The organism is Streptomyces sp. NPDC006510 (genome assembly GCF_040611955.1).
GTDB lineage: Bacteria > Actinomycetota > Actinomycetes > Streptomycetales > Streptomycetaceae > Streptomyces.
Window position 1 is genome coordinate 1 of sequence record NZ_JBEXPH010000020.1, and the last position, 16,783, is coordinate 16,783.

Consider the following 16,783-nt stretch of genomic DNA (forward strand, 5'->3'; position numbering starts at 1 on the left):
TTCACCAGGGCCGCCGGTGACGGCGCCGGCGCGGCCGCCATGTGGCGCCGTGCCCGTCGGCAGGCCGCCGAGGGCGGGGCCACGCTGCTGGTCGCCCTGGCCGACCAGCAGCGCCCGGAGGTGCTGGGTGACACGGACGGGTCGGCGGAGCCGTCCGGACCGGCCGCCGGGCTGGCCCAACTGACCTCGCGGGAACGGGAGATAGCGGAACTGGTCGCAGAGGGTCTCACCAACCAGGCCGTGGCCTCCCGGCTCTGCCTCAGTCCGCGCACGGTCGAGAGCCACATCGCCCGCGTCTACCGCAAGACGGGCGTCCCGTCCCGCGCGGCCCTCGCCACCCTGGTGGCCCGCCACACGGTTACGGCACCGGGCACGCCGCCGCCCTCGTGACCAAGTGCCGTCGGCCGGACGCGGACCGGGACGCTCCTCGGCCGAGCGTCCCGGAGGGCCTCCGTGCCGTGGAGTGCGGGTCGAGTTGCGTAGTTTCACTGAACCTCGCTCGACAGGGGACGGGCGACGGGACGTCGGAGTGCCATCGGACCAGACTGTCGGTGCGGGTGCGGGAAACCAGTTCGATTGCTGCGGATTGCTGTGGGAGGAACATGTGGCCGGTGACGTGGTGTGGACCGAGGAGCAGCGCGGCAAGGTGTATTCCACGCGGACGCGGGTCAATCCGGACCATCTGACCGAGGGGCTCGACCGGGGGCCGTGCTGGCTGGCGGCGGTGCCGCCGTTCGACGCCGCGGGCTGCTTCGCCGAGGCGCGTGACAAGAGCCGTCACGCCACGGACAAAGGCTGGGAGTACGCGGTCCACCAGGTGGAGAAGGGGGCGCGGCACGCGGCGCCTTCGATGGCCGCACTCGGGCAGAGGGCGGCGGCGCTGTACCGCAGCGGTGAGCGTTCGGATGTGCTCGACCTGGACGTGGAAGTGGCCATGGTGGAGCTGCAGTTGCAGGCGACGTGGGACGCGGTGCCCTTCTGGCTGGCGGCCGAGGGTGTCGTATGGACTCTGCGCGCGATGCTGCGGCTGCATGAACTGGCCCACAACCAGCACAAAATCCACTACGACCCGCGGTTGGAGTGGAGCGGGACCTGGCTCGTCGAGACCACCGCACATGCCTCGTTCCAGGTGGCCGAGTGCGAATCGAGCTGGCAGTTGCTGCGGGGCGTGCTCGCGGTGGCCGACGAGGCGGACCACCGTGCGGCGCGCGCGGTCGCGGAGGCCGCGTTCGAAGCGGCGCCGGTGCCGGTGAAGGCGGCGCTGTCCTTCGTGTTCCCCGACGAGCGGGAGTGGGCCGACCGGGCGGCGGAGGACTGCCTCGCCCAGGGAGGTGGCGGTGACAAGGTGGTGCGGATGCTGGTCACCACCGCCGGTGTCGACTGGGGCGAGCGGCTCGTCGAGCGGCAGCCGGGCTGTCTGGACGAGGCGACCCTGCTGACCCTGCTGGCGCGGGAAGGGGCGGGCGCCGCTCCCGTCCTGGACGCGGCGATGCGCCATGCCCGCGGCAACAACGAGCGGCTGGTGTTCGCCCGCCATCTCGCCATGATCCGCACCCGGGACGCGGCGGAGCGGCTGGCGGCCTGGCGGGGCAACCGCAGGCTCGCCCCGCTGATCGAGGACTACTTCCGGCAGGCACCCCACCTGGAGCCCTCGCCGTCCGGGGCGTCGGAGCCCCGCATACCGGCCGAGGACGCGACCGCCGCCGCACTGACCGGACTCTTCGAGGAGTACCGCACCTGGTATCGCGAGCACTGGGTGCCCAAGCTGCTCGACGACGGATGGGAAGAGGAGGAGCTGGACGAGGAGGGCTGGCTGGATCCGACCGGCGACCTCAGCCCGGTCGGCGAGGACGACATCGCCGTCCTCGAAGCGCGGTTCGGGCCGCTTCCGGCCGACTACCGGGCCTTTCTGCGCGTGATCGGCACCGGAACACTGCTCCAGCCGATGGAAGCGATGCCCGGTGCCGCCCTGGAGCCGACAACGCAGAACTTCATCCATCCCGCGGACATTCCGGGGGCGCACACGGTCTACACCCGCTGGCTGCACGACGGCTGGCACGAGGAGAACGAGGGCGTCGCGGATATGACGAGGATGATGCCGGTCATGGGCCATGACGGGTACGCGAACTTCGCTCTGCTCTCGCTCCAGCACGAGGGCGACGACCGTGTCCACGTCTGGTACCACGACGAGGAGCCGGACCGGATGGACGACGGCGTGCCCTTCGTGGAGTTCCTGCGCAGGATGATCGACAGCGCCCGGCAGGAGGAGCCGTTCCCCAACGGGATATGACCGGGACGCGGCGCCCTGTGCCGACCGATCGTCCTTCCCGGACCGGCCCCGGGTCCGTCCCGACCTCGGCCCATGGGGCCGAATACGTGGGGAGTCCCTTACTACGCCCGGCGAGGGCATCAGTAGAACTACCCAATCGGCTACGGAAGGGCCGGTCGTCGGCAGGCAGGCCCGGCCCACTGTCAGAGGCACGTCCTATGGTCCCCACTGTGAGTGAATCGATGAGTGAATCCCTTCTTGCTGCTGTCACCCCTGCCCATGGCGGCGACGCCCCGGAGCAGGCCAACCTGGTCCGTTCCCTGATCGCGGACGGGGCGGATGTCTCGGCGCACGACGAGCAGGGCGCCACCGCGCTGCACCGGGCGGTGAAGGCCCCGTACAGCGCCGACGACCCGCTGCCTTCCCTTGAGGTGATACGGGCGCTGCTGGAGTGCGGCGCGGATGTGCACGCCGTCGACAACCGCGGTGTCACCCCCGCCGTGTGGGCCGTGGCCTTGAGCGACTCCGATCCGGCGGCCTGGGCGGAGCGTTCCGTGGAGGTGCTGGCGCTGCTCGTCGAGCACGGCGCCCGGCTGGACGGCCCGAGCCGTTTCACCGTCGGCGGGTCCCTCGCACACGAGAGCTGCGCAGCCGTACCGGTCTACGCCTTCCTGCTCGACCACGGCGCACCGACGGACGCGGTCACCGATCGCGGAGACACTCCGCTGCATGCGACCGTCCGTTCGGCGCGACCGGGGCTGGTGAAGCTGCTGCTGGAGCGCGGCGCCGACAACGCCGCGGTGGACGGCCTCGGCCGGACTCCGCTGGGGATCGCGTTGCGTCTGCCGGAGTACAGCATGGAGCAGCGGCAGGCACGGTCGGAGATCGTGGCTCTGTTGGAGGCTGCGGGTGCCCCGGCGCATGTGCGGTATCCCGTGGTGGAGGGCGGGCCGCTGCCCATCGACATGGAGGCGCTGCGGCAAGTGGCCGGGGTGATGCGGGCCGAGCTGGCCGAGGTGTGTGAGGCCGCCGGGATCCCGGACGACAGCGGCTGGCTCACCAGGCGGGTGGAGCCGGACTTCGACAGCTACCAGGACTTCGTGGCCGGACTGGGCTACGGCTGCCATCCCGACCATCTGCCGCATTTTCCCGAGTTGTGCGCCAGGGTGCTCGGCGGGACGGGCGCGACGCGCACCCTGGTCGGCGACCAGTCGGTGGACACGCCGTTCTTTCATCACGGCGACCTGGTGGTGAAGGGCGACCTGGATGTGGTGGCTCCCTTCGTGGTCACCGGCTCGCTGACGGTCGAAGGCGTGCTGGCGGACTGCGGCCCGGATTCGGTGGTGGCCATCCGCGGCGGGGTGACGGCCCGAGGGGTGTACACCGACGGCGAGATGTCCGTCGACGGAGACATCGAGGCCGACGTCGTCTACGGCTACTACAACGACAACACGCTCCAGGCGGGCACCATCCGCGCCCGCCTGGTCATCGAGGACGAGCACGCGACGATCGCCTCGGTGGAAGCGGATCTCCACTTCGACCTGGACGACTTCCAGCAGGGGTACGGCGATGGCGTCCAGGAGCAGTTGCGCGAGCTGCTGGTGGACGAGGTCTTCGCCGTTGACGAGGACGAGGACGAGGGCAAGGAAATGATGGACCGGGGTCTGCTGTTCGCCCGGCTCCGCGAGGGTCTGCCGGTCTTCCGCACGGACGCGCAAGCCGAGGCCCACTGAGCGCAAGTACCCGTCGGCCTGGCGGCTTGCCCCAGCCGACCGCGCCTCGCGCTTCCCCCACCGAATCCGCCTTACCGGGCACTTCACCCCACGGAGCAACCACAGATGGCCGATGACGAATCCCAGAGCGGCCCTGCAGCATCCCCGGTCCTCGCGGCGGTGCACTCACCAGTGGGGTACCGCCTCATCGGCGCCCAGGAGGCGGAGGAGCGGTTCCGGGTCTCCGCCGATGTCGGCTACCCGTACGCCGAGTTCGCCGACGAGCAGGAGATCCGCTTGTACGAGGGCGGCCTGCATGTCGCGGGCCACCTGGAGCCGGAGGGCGACAGCGACTGGGTGCCGTACAACACCATCGTGGACGGTGACCTCACCGTCGACGGTGACCTGGACTGGTGGGACGACAGCGGCGGCAACTTCCTCATGGTGACGGGCAGTCTGCGGGCCCGCAATGTGATCCTGTCCGGCTGCCCCAACGTGGTGGTGCGCGGGGACCTGGAAGTGACCGGCGGCATCTGCGGCTCATACGGGGAAGACGGCGGTGTGCTCGTGGTGTGCGGACGCACACGCGCCCAACTCGCCATCGGCATGCTGTACTTCGGCATGACCTTCGCCGAGCAGCCGCAGGCACTGCTCGTCGCCGATCCCTACCGCACCAACTGCCCGGTGGACTTCACCGACGAGGAACTGGACACCGTCCTGCTGCCCGAACTCCTCGACGACCACGGCACGGCCGACGCGCGGAAGATCAAGGAGGCGCTGAGCGAGGGACGGCAGGTGCTGCGCGCCGGGGTCCGGCCGAGCCATCTGGCCGCCTTGGAGGAGCTGGACGCCCTGCTGGTGCGTGCGGAGGAGGTGACCGGACTCGACCTGTCCGAACGCAAGCTGAGGCACTTCCCCGAGCAGCTCCTCTCCTTCCCCAACCTGCGGGTCCTCTCCCTGGCGGGCAACGCCGAGCTCAAGACAATCGACCCGCGCATCGGCGAGCTGGCCGCCCTCGAAGAACTCCACCTGGCCGGGACACAGCTGACCGGGCTGCCCGAGTCCGTCGGCCGGCTGCGGAACCTGCGGCTGCTGGACATCTCGGACAACGCCTTCACAGCCCTGCCAGAGTCCCTTGGTGACCTGGACCGTCTGGAGGTGCTGCGCGCCGCGCATCTGACGTGCCCGCTCCCCGACGCGCTCGCCCGGCTGCACACGCTGCGCGAGCTGGACCTGTCCCGCCAGCACCAGGGCCGCTACTACTGCGACACCCTGGTCGACTTCCCCCCGATCGTCACCCGCCTGACCGGACTGAGGACGCTCGACCTGTCGTACGTCTGGCTGGCCTCCGTCCCCGACGAGCTGCTGAACCTGACCGAACTGGAGGAACTCAACCTGCGCAACTCCCTGTCCGCCCGGCTGGCGCGGCTGCCCGACCTGGCCCGGCTGCCCCGGCTGCGCGTCCTGCGCCTGAGCGGCAGCGCCCCGGGCTCCAACCAGCCCCCGCCCAGCCGCGACCTGCTCTCCGGCATCTGGGACATCACCACCCTCGAACACCTGGAGATCGACCGCTGGGGCAAGGAAACGTTCGACGGCCGGAAGGCGCGCACCGCCTTCCGCGCGCTGCCCGACGACGCGTTCACCCACCTGTCGAACCTGCGGCGCATCGACCTGTCGTTCAACGAACTCACCACCCTTCCCGAGTCGTTCTTCGGACTGCGCCGGCTCGAGTTCGCGGGCCTGCGGTACACCAGGCTCGACCGGCCCACGCTGGAGCGTCTGCGCACGGCGTTTCCGCGGACCCGGCTCGACCTGCGGGACACCGGCACCAAGGAGGTCGTCCACGACCCGAACTGGCAGGCCGTGCACGCCCTGGTCAGGACCGGCGCCGAGAAGCAGGCCGCCCAGCACCACGCGGCGGCCGTCACCGCCTTCGAGGAAGCCGTCGCGCTCTGCGCCCCCGGCACGCGCTACTCCGACTACGACCAGCTCTACGCCCACTACGGCCTGGTCGACGCCCTCGGCCACCTCGCCGACAACGCACCGGACGCCGACCAGCCCCGGTTGACCGCCACACTCATCCGGTACGCCGAGCAGACACTCTCCCTGATACCCGGCACGATCTGGCACTTCACCAACGAGGGCGCCTTCCAGGAAGAAGTCAAACGCCGCACCGGCAACGCCCTGGCCTGGCATCTGCTGCACAGCGGCGAACCCGAGCGCGCGCTCGCCGCCGTCGAACAGGCGCTGTCGGTGGCCGACGACCGGGAATACGACTTCGTCCGCGACACCCAGGTCCGCGTCCTGCTCGCCCTCGGCCGCACCGACGACGCCTACCGGATCGCCGACCAGGTCCTCACCCGCGACCCGTCCTTCGGCGACTTCACCGACATCGCGGCCCTGCCCGAGTTCCAGTCCTGGCGGCAGGCCCAGCGCACCGCCGCACGCGAGGCCCCGGGGAGCGTCCGGTGAGACCCGACCGCGCCGTACCGTCGCCCGGCACCCGCCCACTCGACGAACTCGACCAGGTGCCCTGGGCCGAACTCCGCCACGCCTACGGCCCGGCGACCGACGTCCCGGAGCAGCTGCGCGCTCTGGTCCGCGACGACGGGGAACGCCGGACACAGGTATGGGACCGTATGTGGTCCAACCTCTACCACCAGGGAAGCGTCTACGAGGCCACGCGGTGCCGTTCCTGTTGCACATGCTCGCCGAGGAGACCACACCTCACCCGGCCCGCGTCCTCGTCTCCCTGCGTCACCTGCTCGTCGGCGAGGATGAGGCCGAGTTGCTGCCGGACGGCTACGACGAGGCCGGATTCGCGGACTGGCCACAACAGGACAGGGAACTCGAGGCCGCCACCCATGCGGCCGTGGCAGCGGGCGTGCCGGTCATCGTGCCGCTGCTGGACCACCAGGACCCGGGGATCGCGGGCGAGGCGGCCCATCTCCTGGCCTGGTTCCCCGGCAGGGCGGCGGACATTCTGCCCGCGCTGCGCCGGCTGAGCGTCCGGAGCCCGCTGCCCAGAAGCGACCGCACGACGGTGCTCATCGCCATCGGGCTGCTGGCGGGCGTCTGCGGGGACCGGTCCGGCACTGCCTTTCTGGAACGGATGCTCGACGACGTGGACGACCCCGACCGCTGGGCGGCGGCGGTGGCGCTGAGCAGGATCGCCACCCCCGATGTCCCGGCCGCAGCCATTGACGTACTGGTCGCGGAGCTGGGCGCGATCAGTGTCGATCCGGAGGAGTACGAGATGGAGCCCAGGACCGGCTTCTGCTTCAACTCCCCGGAACGGCTGATCGTCCCGACGCTCCACCAGCTGCCCACCGCCTCCCAGGACGCCGCACTGGACGCGGCCGGACGGGCCATCGCCGGTATCGAGAACCAGGACCGGGTGCCATGGGCAGAGGCCGCAGACCTGGTCGTCCTCGCGCTCGGCGACGCCGAACCCGGCAGCGCGGACGCGCTGACGCGCTGACGCCCTGGCAGCACGCGATGCTGCGGGCGCTGCTGACCGGTGACCGGATCTGGGCGTCGGGGCAGGTGGGCATGCGCCTGTCCTCGGAGTACGGGCTCCCCGACACCCGGACGCGCTGGAGGAATGGTTGGACCGTGCATGACCGGGGGCGGCCGGGCGTCGGCCGGGGGGCCGATTGTCAGTGGCCGCCGCCAACGTCGAAGACACCGATGAGATGAAGGCCGGAACTCCCGGCAGCTCTGTACTGCGCTGTCGCGTCGCCAGGCTGCCGGGGCGCCGGGGCGCCGGGGCGCCGGATGACCGAAGTGCGGCACCGCTGAATCGCACCATAGCTGGATCGCAGGGATTGCTGAACAATCTGCGCGAGCTCGACGTCAAGCCGCAGGAGCCGCAAGGCAGAGCCTCTGCCGCCTGCCCCCGCTCAAACTGCCTCGTGACGAATCCAAGGTTTCGTCGACACAGCCGGCGAAGGGCATTTACGGGACAGCCCTTAGCAAGTCTGGCCGTTAATTTACTCACATCAGGAGACCAACATGGACACCCGAGATCCACGGTTCAGCGGACTCAGCATTGGCACTGGAGTCGTTCGCTATTCAGACCTCAGCTATTTGATTACCACGAACGATGCCGCTGTCAGCGAAGGTTACACCGATTCGCTACTTTTCTCTCTGGATCGTGGAACTTGGGGCGCCGGCACAGTGGAATGGCCTGCCTGTTCCGGAACGGTCTGCCATGCGCCGACCGAACGTTACCTGGTGCTGGGCACCGATGGATCGGTACGAGCTAGTGGTGGCGGCGCTGTAAAGGAAGAGGCACCCATCGCAAGCTGCGGAGTGGATCCGAGGAAGCGCGGCCCTCTTCGTGAAGTACGTGGTATCGCGAAAGGTAGAGCCTATGCCGTAGGAACCTGCCGGCAGGCCTATGTTCGCGATGGCGAAGATCAGTGGAAATGCATTGACCAGAGCGCCCAAGCCAGCGACATCCCGATCACTGAAACGAGCTTCGAGTCCATCGATGGGTTCAGCGAACAGGAGATATACACGGTCGGTTGGGAAGGTGAAATCTGGAAGTATGACGGTTCCTTCTTCACCCAGCAGAACAGTCCGACCAACCTGGCGCTCTACAAAGTTCGCTGCGCGTCGGACGGTTTTGCCTATGCCTGCGGCCAGCTCGGCACCTTGCTTCGGGGACGCGATGATCAATGGGAAGTGATCGAGCATGAAAGCACCAAAGAAGACCTCTGGGGCATGGAGGTTTTCGATGGACAGCTGTACGTGTCTTCCACCCATTTCGTCTATCGACTCGAGGACGGCAAGCTCAAGCCCGTCGATTTCGGAGACGACGTTCCGCAGACCTGTTACCACCTGAGCGCGGCCGACGGGATCATGTGGTCCATCGGGCCCAAGGATGTAATGGAGTTCGATGGTTCGAACTGGAAGCGGAGGCTGCGAATTGACTGACGTGGCTTTCCCGGCCTGCCCATGCATCAGGATCGGCGACTGACGAACACCCTTCCCATCGTCCTTGACCTACACGGCGAAGAAGCCGGCTTCCTCGCCGTCCTACGCGACTACGCATTGCGCGCGCCACATGACGATCTCGACCTAGCTATTCAGCTGGGTTGAGTGGTTCGGTCAGGCGGCTGCTGTGTCGGGGTGAGGGTCCTACGCCCTCCGGCGGTATGGCCGGCGCGGGAAGGCGGAGAACGCGGCAGTGGCGGACATCGCTTGGTCACCGACAGCGAACCCGGGACCCGGGCCTGGATGTCCAGGCTCGGCGTCGGTCCGCAGGCTCGGGCAGCCGAGGCCTTGACGCCGCCCTTGCCCCGGTAGTCCGGGGTCTGCGTCTTCTTCTGGGACTGCTTGTGCTGCTCGGTACGCGTCGTGGTCGTGGCGGAGGTTGTCTTCTTCTGGTCCCGGAGCTTGGCGACCCGGTCGGTGACGCAGGTGTCGTACCCGCCGCACTCGGTACGCGCCTGCTGGTACAGCGGGTCCGCGTCCGACACGTCCGAGGGATACCGGCGTTCCCGGTCCGGATGGTCGGCCGCGTTGCCGTACACATGCGCGAGGCAATCACACGATGGAGCAGCCGAGTTGAACTGAACGTGCTCGGGCACGTACAACAACGACACCAGGGCCTCCCGGTCTTGCTCGGTCAGATTCGCATCCCCGAGCTACCGAGAGGCCCTGCCCTCATGCGCCGACCGGCCGTAGATCACCCGCGCGGGAACCCTGTTCGACCCGCACGTTCCAAGACCGGTTGAGATACGGCTTCTCACGGTGGAGTAGTCGCTGTCGAATGCGCTGGATGCGGCCGTGATCAGCGACCGGTTGTCGTCCCCGGCCAGGGCAAGTGCGCTGTCGAGGCTGTCGCGTGCGGAGTGCGGGACTCCGGAGGGCAGGTCGATGGTCGCTGTGTAGACGGCGGTCAGCAGGCTGCCGAGCAGCGCGACCACGATGAGGCTGCCGAACCTGGCGCCGCCAGCCATGGCTGGCGGGAGTGCCCCCACAGCGACGGCGGCGACCAAGAGCCCGGCGCGCAGCGGGGTGAAGCCCTCCACGAGCTGGAAGCGCTGCGTGGTGATCAGTTGGATGCAGGCGATGGCGAACATGGAGGGCCCGGCGGCCAGGACTCCGGCGAGGAAGGCCCGGTTGCGGAAGATCGCGAAGTCCAGCAAGGGGTAGGGCAGGCGGCGCTGCCTTCGAGCGAACGCCCACCCACCGACGGCGGCGGCGAGGACTGCGGCAACGATGAACAGGGGCGCGGGTTCCGTCTTTGCGGTTTCCTTGATCGCGATCACGAGGCCGACCAGGGCGACGAGTGCGAGAAGCGAGGAGGGCAGGTCCCATCGTTTGGTGGAGCCTGCGTCGTTGGGCGGCGCGAGGACCAACGTTGCGGCCAGTGCCACGGTGACGACGGGGACGTTGATCAGGAAGACTGACCCCCACCAGAAGCTTTTCAGCAGGAGCCCGCTGATGATCGGGCCCAGTGCGCTGCCCACGAGTGCCAGGGTGCCCCAGATGGCGATGGCCACGTTACGCTCGCGCTCGTCCTCGAACGTGGTGCGGATCAATGCGAGCGTTGCGGGCATCATCACCGCCGCGCCGACGGCCAGGAATGCCCTTGCCGCGATCAAGGTCTCTGGTGTCGGCGGGCGGTCGGCAGCGTCCGTCCTGGCACGCACCCCTGTACGTCGGCGACCACCGGGCGGGGTCTGCCGGGGTATTGGCAACCGGTGGCCGGGAGGGCCTGTCCGATGACTGACCTATTGGTGGGGCGGGGTGAGCTGACGGATGTCGCGTGGGAGCGGATGGAGCCCTTGCTGCCAGGTGCTGACGGACGGGGTCGTCCGTGGCGGGACCACCGGCAGGTGATCAACGGTGTGCTGTGGCGTCCGCGGACGGGTGCTCCGTGGCCTGACCTGCCAGAACGGTATGGGCCATGGCAGACGGCGTATGAACGATTCGCTCGTTGGGAGGCTGACGGAACCTGGGCCACCCTGCTGGAGCAGGTTCAGGCACGGGAAGACTCCGCCGCAACGAAGGGCCAGTGAGCACTCCTTGAGACGTCGTTGCAGGGGGGCGCGGTCACGGAAGAGCTCGTTGAGACGACCAGGATCGCCCTGCTGGGGATCCGGGCCCTTCCTGGGACCTTGGCTGACCTGTTCACCTCCCCAGGCAATACGGCGGCACAGGCTCATTCCGTGATTCGCGCGCGGGCGTCGTAGCTCAGCTGTCGCGAATCACCCCGTCGAATCACGACCGCGAGAAGGATTTCCCCACACCATCTAATCATCCATGGCCGCCGACATCATCGCCTGATGCCTTGTTGTTGCACACAGGGTCGACCAGAAGTCAACAGCGAATACTAGGCCATTCCCACTGCCTTCCGGCTGGCTGCATAATTCTTTGCCCACACCGCTGGACTCACTGTCAAGCGCGATATCCCCCACAGCTGAAAACTGCTGAGCAACCGCCCTGGCCAGCAATGTTGTGGTGTTACGGTGGAATCTGGCTAACTCTCAACACCTGAGGTTGACAAAGTGAGAAATCGGCTTGTCGTCAAGGGCGCGCGGCAGCATAATCTCCGTGACGTGTCCGTGGAACTGCCGCGGGACGCGCTGATCGTTTTTACGGGTGTGTCCGGATCCGGAAAGTCAAGTCTGGCGTTCGATACCATATTCGCCGAAGGTCAGCGGCGCTATGTCGAATCCCTCTCGGCATATGCGCGACAGTTTCTCGGGCAGCTCGAGAAGCCCGACGTCGATGCCGTCGAGGGGCTGTCCCCGGCGATCGCCATCGATCAGAAGACGTCGAGTCGCAACCCGCGCTCCACGGTCGGCACCATCACCGAGGTCTACGACCACCTGCGGTTGCTGTACGCCCGCATCGGCCGCCCCCATTGCCCCGAGTGCGGCGAACCAGTCAGCCGGCAGACCCCGCAGCGCATCGTCGACCTGTTGCTGGACGAGGACGAAGGGACCCGTTTCCAGGTGCTGGCCCCGGTCGTCCGTGACCGAAAGGGCGAGCATGCCGAGGTTTTCCGTCAGCTGTCCGCTGACGGATTCAGCCGGGTGCGGGTGGACGGGACGGTCCTCGCACTGGCCACCCCGCCCGCGCTCGATAAGCGCAAGAAGCACTCCATCGACGTAATCGTGGACAGGCTGGCCGTCAAGCGGGATATCCGGCAGCGGCTGACGGAGTCAGTGGAAACTGCACTGGGAGTCGGTGGCGGTGTCCTGCGGGTCGAGTTCATAGACCGGGAGCCTGGCTGGGCCGGGCGCGAGCTGGTCTTCTCCGAGGCGATGGCCTGCCCACGCTCCCACGACATCGGCTTGGAGTCGCTGGAGCCGAGGTTGTTCTCCTTCAACGCCCCTTGGGGCGCCTGCCCTGCCTGCACGGGCATCGGTTCGGCCATGGAAGTCGACCCCGATCTCGTCGTACCCGACGAGACCAAGTCGCTAGCCGAGGGCGCCATCGCCCCATGGACCAACACCAGCGGCGCCGACTACTTCACCCGTCTTCTCGAAGCTCTGGCCTCCGACGCCGGATTCAGCACCGCCACTCCCTGGCACCAGCTCTCCTCCGAGATGCAGGAGATGGTGCTGCACGGGGCGGACCGTCGGCTGCACCTCTCATTCCGGAACCGGCTGGGCCGCGAGCGTTCGTACCTGGCCCGCTTTGAGGGCGTGATCCCGCACATCGTGCGCCGCTTCGCCGAAGGCATCGAGTCTGGTGGCGCGTCGAATCGCTTCGGTGGATACATGCGTGCAGTGCCCTGTGCGGCCTGCGGAGGCGCCCGCCTGGCCCCAGCCGTCCTGTCGGTCACCGTTGGAGGGCACAGCATCGCTCAGGCAGCCGAGCTGCCGCTCGGTGAACTCGCCCGCTTTGTGGCGACGTTGCAGCTGACAGGCAGTGAGCGGCGGATCGCGGAAGCCGTCCTCGCGGAGATTGGTGAGCGGTTGCGATTCCTGCTCGACGTGGGCTTGGACTATCTCTCGCTCAACCGGCCTGCCGCCTCCCTCTCCGGCGGGGAGGCCCAGCGGATCCGGCTGGCAACGCAGATCGGCGCCGGACTGACCGGCGTGCTGTACGTGCTGGACGAGCCCTCCATCGGGCTGCACCAGCGCGACAATCAGCGGCTCATCGAGACACTCAAGCGGCTACGCGACCGTGGCAACACCGTGATCGTCGTCGAACACGACGAGGAGACCCTGCAGGTCGCCGACTGGGTGGTCGACATCGGCCCCGGCGCCGGTACACACGGCGGCCGCGTCGTCTGCTCAGGCACCGTGCAAGAGGTCGCCGAGCACCCCGAGTCCGTCACCGGCGCCTATCTCTCCGGACGCCGAACCATTCCCCTGCCCGCACGGCGCCGAAAGCCGACGGCAGGCCGGGCCCTCACCGTGCACGGGGCCTGCGAGCACAACCTACGTGATATCACCGTGTCCTTCCCGCTCAGTCTGTTCACCGTGGTCACCGGCGTCTCCGGCTCCGGCAAGTCGACCCTGGTCAACGACATCCTGCACACCGCCCTCGCCCAGCAGATCCACCGTGCGTACAAGGTGCCCGGCCGGCACCGTACTATCGCCGGCGTCGAGCACCTCGACAAGGTGGTCCAGGTCGACCAGACCCCGATCGGCCGCAGCCCTCGGTCCAACCCGGCAACTTACACGGGCGTCTTTGACCACCTGCGCAAGTTGTTCGCTCAGACCCCGGAGGCAAAAGTCCGTGGCTACCAGCCCGGCCGGTTCTCCTTCAACGTCAAGGGCGGCCGCTGCGAGCACTGCTACGGCGATGGCACCGTCAGGATCGAGATGAACTTCCTACCGGACGTGTACGTGCCGTGCGAGGTGTGCAGAGGCGCCCAATACAACCGCGAGACCCTGGATGTCCACTACAAGGGCAAATCCATCGCCGACGTCCTCGCCATGACCGTGACAGAAAGCCTGGAGTTCTTCGACGGCCACCAGATCATCTCCCGCCACCTACGGGCCCTGGACGACGTCGGGCTCGGCTACCTCAAGCTCGGCCAAGCGGCCACCACCCTGTCCGGAGGCGAGGCGCAGCGTGTCAAACTCGCCGCCGAACTCCAACGCCGTAGCCGCGGTCGAACCCTCTACGTACTGGACGAACCCACCACCGGCCTGCATGTCGCCGACGTTGACCGGCTGCTGACTGCCCTGCAACGCCTCGTCGACGGCGGCAATACGGTCGTCGTCATCGAGCACAACCTCGACGTGATCAAGACGGCCGACTGGATCGTCGACATGGGCCCAGAAGGCGGACACCGAGGCGGAGAGGTCGTCGCCGAGGGCACCCCGGAGGAGATCGCGGCCCACCATCGGTCACACACCGGGCAGTTCCTCAAGCACTTGGTGGGGAACCGATGAACGCCACGGATCTGCAGGACCCGCAGGACCCGCAGGACCCGCAGGACCTCCAGCTGGACCAGGACGACGAGAGCGAGGCGCCTCCACCCAGTCTTCCCACGGACAGCGGCACCGTCGACCAAGTCAAGGACTACCTCCGGCTCATTGCCAAGGTCAAACTGCTCACCGCCGAACAGGAGGTGGAGCTGGCCAAACGCATCGAAGCCGGACTGTACGCGGAGCACCTTCTCGCCGAAGAGCCAGGCCTGGACCCGCACTACCGTCGCGAACTCAGCCTCCTCGCTGAAGACGGACACCGCGCCAAACAGCACTTCACCGAGGCCAACCTCCGCCTGGTAGTCGCCGTCGCCAAGCGCTTCACCGGACGAGGACTCCACTTTCTTGACCTCATTCAGGAAGGCAATACCGGACTCATCAGAGCCGTCGAGAAGTTCGACTACGTCAAGGGCTTCAAGTTCTCCACCTACGCCACTTGGTGGATCAAGCAGGGAGTCTCCCGGGCCCTTGCCGATCAGAGCCGCACCATCCGCATCCCAGTGCATACCGTGGAAATCATCAACCGCGTGGCGCGGATCCGCCGTGAGTTCCTCCGCGACACCGGTTCCGAGCCCACCCCGCAGGAACTGGCCGACAAGGCGGAAGTCCCGATGGAGAAACTGATCGAACTCGACGCCTACACCAAGGAGCCCGTCTCGCTGGACGTCAGTCTGTCCGACGATGGCAATACCGGGTTCGGTGATCTCATCATGGACAGCGACCTGCCCTCCCCCTGGGAAGTGGTCGCCTTCGGACTTCTCCAAGAAGCCATCCAGGCCATCCTGGCCGGCCTCAGCCCTCGTGAAGCCGGCATCATCTCTCTACGGTTCGGCCTCCTCGGCGGTCGCCCGCGGACCCTGGAGGAGATCGGCAACACCTACGGCGTGACCCGCGAGCGTATACGCCAGATCGAGGGCAAAGCGATGAGCAAGCTCCGGCACCCCTCACGCTCCCATGAGCTGCGGGACTACCTCAGCGACGCGTGACGCGACGCCGCTTGATGTTCCAGGCCCGCTTGATCTGCGACAACCAAGCCGCCCACCAAACCGCAGCAGGGAGCCGGTGTACCGGCTTGCCCACATCTCGTTCAGGACTACAGTCCCGACGAGAGAGCCCTCCGGCTTGCGGCCGCTTCGGATGAGAGCCCTTCGGCCTTCTGCGCGCTGGTCGGTTGCCCTTCTGCTGCTGCGTCGGTGCGGTCCGACTGGGCAACGTTGATCGGCACGGCGGAGGGCGAGGACTCGTTTCGGGTGTACGCAGCGTCCGCCGCGCCTTGGCTGACCTGCTTTGCGGACCCCTCGAAGCGAATACCGATGCCGAGTTTTTCCTTGATCTTCTTCTCGATCTCGTTGGCGAGGTCGGGGTTGTCCTTGAGGAAGTTGCGGGAGTTCTCCTTGCCCTGGCCGAGCTGGTCACCCTCGTAGGTGTACCAGGCACCCGCCTTGCGGACGAAGCCGTGCTCCACGCCCATGTCGATCAGTCCGCCCTCGCGGCTGATTCCCTGGCCGTAGAGGATGTCGAACTCGGCCTGTTTGAACGGCGGCGCGACCTTGTTCTTGACGACCTTGACGCGGGTGCGGTTACCGACGGCGTCGGTGCCGTCCTTCAGCGTCTCGATCCGGCGGATGTCAAGGCGCACCGAGGCGTAGAACTTGAGCGCCCGGCCACCGGTCGTGGTCTCCGGCGAGCCGAACATCACTCCGATCTTCTCGCGCAGCTGGTTGATGAAGATCGCGGTGGTCTTGGACTGGTTGAGCGCGCTGGTGATCTTCCGCAAGGCCTGGCTCATCAGGCGGGCCTGCAGACCCATGTGCGAGTCGCCCATCTCCCCCTCGATCTCCGCACGGGGCACCAGCGCCGCCACGGAGTCGATGACGATCAGGTCGAGGGCGCCGGAGCGGACCAGCATGTCCACGATCTCCAGCGCCTGCTCGCCGTTGTCCGGCTGCGAGAGAATGAGGTTGTCGATGTCGACGCCGAGCTTCTTCGCGTACTCCGGGTCCAGAGCATGCTCCGCGTCGATGAACGCCACCGAGCCGCCGAGCTTCTGAGCGTTCGCCACGGCGTGCAGCGTCAGCGTCGTCTTGCCGGAGGACTCCGGCCCGTACACCTCCACCACGCGACCGCGCGGCAGACCACCGACGCCGAGCGCGACGTCGAGTGCGGTCGACCCGGTCGGGATGACCTCGATAGGCTCCTTCGACCGGTCGCCCATGCGCATCACCGCGCCTTTGCCGAACTGCCGCTCAATCTGCGCTAGTACCAGATCCAGCATCTTGCCCTTGTCAGCCATGCGCAACTCACCCCTCACTCTTCGCTCCGCACGACTGTCGCCCGGAGGATACGACAGCGGGTCCCGAAGTGAAAGAAGAGAGAAATCGTGAACGCGTGTG

The 16,783-nt window shown here is 67.5% G+C and carries 10 protein-coding genes and 2 pseudogenes; 9 read left to right on the forward strand and 3 right to left on the reverse strand.

What is annotated here, in order from left to right; translation table 11 throughout:
* From ABZY11_RS09355 to ABZY11_RS09380, 6 genes are all read left to right on the forward strand, one after another.
* The coding region (locus ABZY11_RS09355; RefSeq protein ID WP_356478557.1) for a helix-turn-helix transcriptional regulator at positions 1-390 on the forward strand (390 nt) is incomplete at its 5' end.
* 196 nt (positions 391-586) lie between these two features.
* The gene (locus tag ABZY11_RS09360; protein WP_356478558.1) at positions 587-2,290 is read left to right on the forward strand and encodes an SMI1/KNR4 family protein; all 1,704 of its coding nucleotides are present in this window, start codon (positions 587-589) and stop codon (positions 2,288-2,290) included.
* A 221-nt stretch (positions 2,291-2,511) separates the two neighbouring features.
* On the forward strand, positions 2,512-4,002 hold the full coding sequence (locus tag ABZY11_RS09365) for a hypothetical protein (RefSeq protein ID WP_356478559.1): 1,491 nt from the start codon (positions 2,512-2,514) through the stop codon (positions 4,000-4,002).
* A 105-nt stretch (positions 4,003-4,107) separates the two neighbouring features.
* Complete coding sequence (locus ABZY11_RS09370) at positions 4,108-6,453, forward strand: leucine-rich repeat domain-containing protein (protein ID WP_356478560.1); 2,346 nt, start codon at positions 4,108-4,110, stop codon at positions 6,451-6,453.
* Positions 6,454-6,667: 214 nt separating this feature from the next.
* A complete protein-coding gene (locus ABZY11_RS09375; RefSeq protein WP_356478561.1) occupies positions 6,668-7,462 on the forward strand; it encodes a hypothetical protein in 795 nt (264 codons plus the stop codon).
* 533 nt (positions 7,463-7,995) lie between these two features.
* A complete protein-coding gene (locus ABZY11_RS09380) occupies positions 7,996-8,922 on the forward strand; it encodes a hypothetical protein (protein WP_356478562.1) in 927 nt (308 codons plus the stop codon).
* Positions 8,923-9,074: 152 nt separating this feature from the next.
* Here ABZY11_RS09380 and ABZY11_RS09385 read toward each other — a convergent pair whose 3' ends face one another.
* Together ABZY11_RS09385 and ABZY11_RS09390 are read right to left on the reverse strand one after the other, a co-directional pair.
* Positions 9,075-9,521 carry a hypothetical protein gene (locus tag ABZY11_RS09385; protein ID WP_356478563.1) on the reverse strand — a complete coding sequence of 149 codons (447 nt, stop codon included), beginning with the start codon at positions 9,519-9,521 and terminating at the stop codon, positions 9,075-9,077.
* A 234-nt stretch (positions 9,522-9,755) separates the two neighbouring features.
* Positions 9,756-10,613: pseudogene (locus ABZY11_RS09390) on the reverse strand (MFS transporter); the annotation flags it as partial.
* A gap of 117 nt (positions 10,614-10,730) precedes the next feature.
* Here ABZY11_RS09390 and ABZY11_RS09395 point away from each other — a divergent pair.
* From ABZY11_RS09395 to ABZY11_RS09405, 3 genes and pseudogenes are all read left to right on the forward strand, one after another.
* A pseudogene (locus ABZY11_RS09395) lies at positions 10,731-10,994 on the forward strand (transposase); the annotation flags it as partial.
* A 510-nt stretch (positions 10,995-11,504) separates the two neighbouring features.
* A complete protein-coding gene (gene uvrA / locus ABZY11_RS09400; protein ID WP_356478564.1) occupies positions 11,505-14,354 on the forward strand; it encodes an excinuclease ABC subunit UvrA in 2,850 nt (949 codons plus the stop codon).
* Positions 14,351-15,376 (forward strand): RNA polymerase sigma factor, encoded by a 1,026-nt coding sequence (locus ABZY11_RS09405; protein WP_356478565.1) that lies wholly within the window; start codon positions 14,351-14,353, stop codon positions 15,374-15,376. The genes uvrA and ABZY11_RS09405 overlap by 4 nt, the downstream gene beginning before the upstream one ends.
* A 107-nt stretch (positions 15,377-15,483) precedes the next feature.
* Here the strand turns inward: ABZY11_RS09405 and recA are convergent, their stop codons facing one another.
* A complete protein-coding gene (recA, locus tag ABZY11_RS09410; RefSeq protein ID WP_356478566.1) occupies positions 15,484-16,683 on the reverse strand; it encodes a recombinase RecA in 1,200 nt (399 codons plus the stop codon).
* Between the last annotated feature and the right edge of the window lie 100 nt (positions 16,684-16,783).

Excerpts from the sequence above, each read along its gene's own strand:
- ABZY11_RS09405 (WP_356478565.1), top strand. The coding sequence starts at position 14,351 with ATGAACGCCACGGATCTGCAGGACCCGCAGGACCCGCAGGACCCGCAG.
- recA (WP_356478566.1), bottom strand. The coding sequence starts at position 16,683 with ATGGCTGACAAGGGCAAGATGCTGGATCTGGTACTAGCGCAGATTGAG.
- ABZY11_RS09365 (WP_356478559.1), top strand. The coding sequence starts at position 2,512 with ATGAGTGAATCCCTTCTTGCTGCTGTCACCCCTGCCCATGGCGGCGAC.
- ABZY11_RS09370 (WP_356478560.1), top strand. The coding sequence starts at position 4,108 with ATGGCCGATGACGAATCCCAGAGCGGCCCTGCAGCATCCCCGGTCCTC.
- ABZY11_RS09380 (WP_356478562.1), top strand. The coding sequence starts at position 7,996 with ATGGACACCCGAGATCCACGGTTCAGCGGACTCAGCATTGGCACTGGA.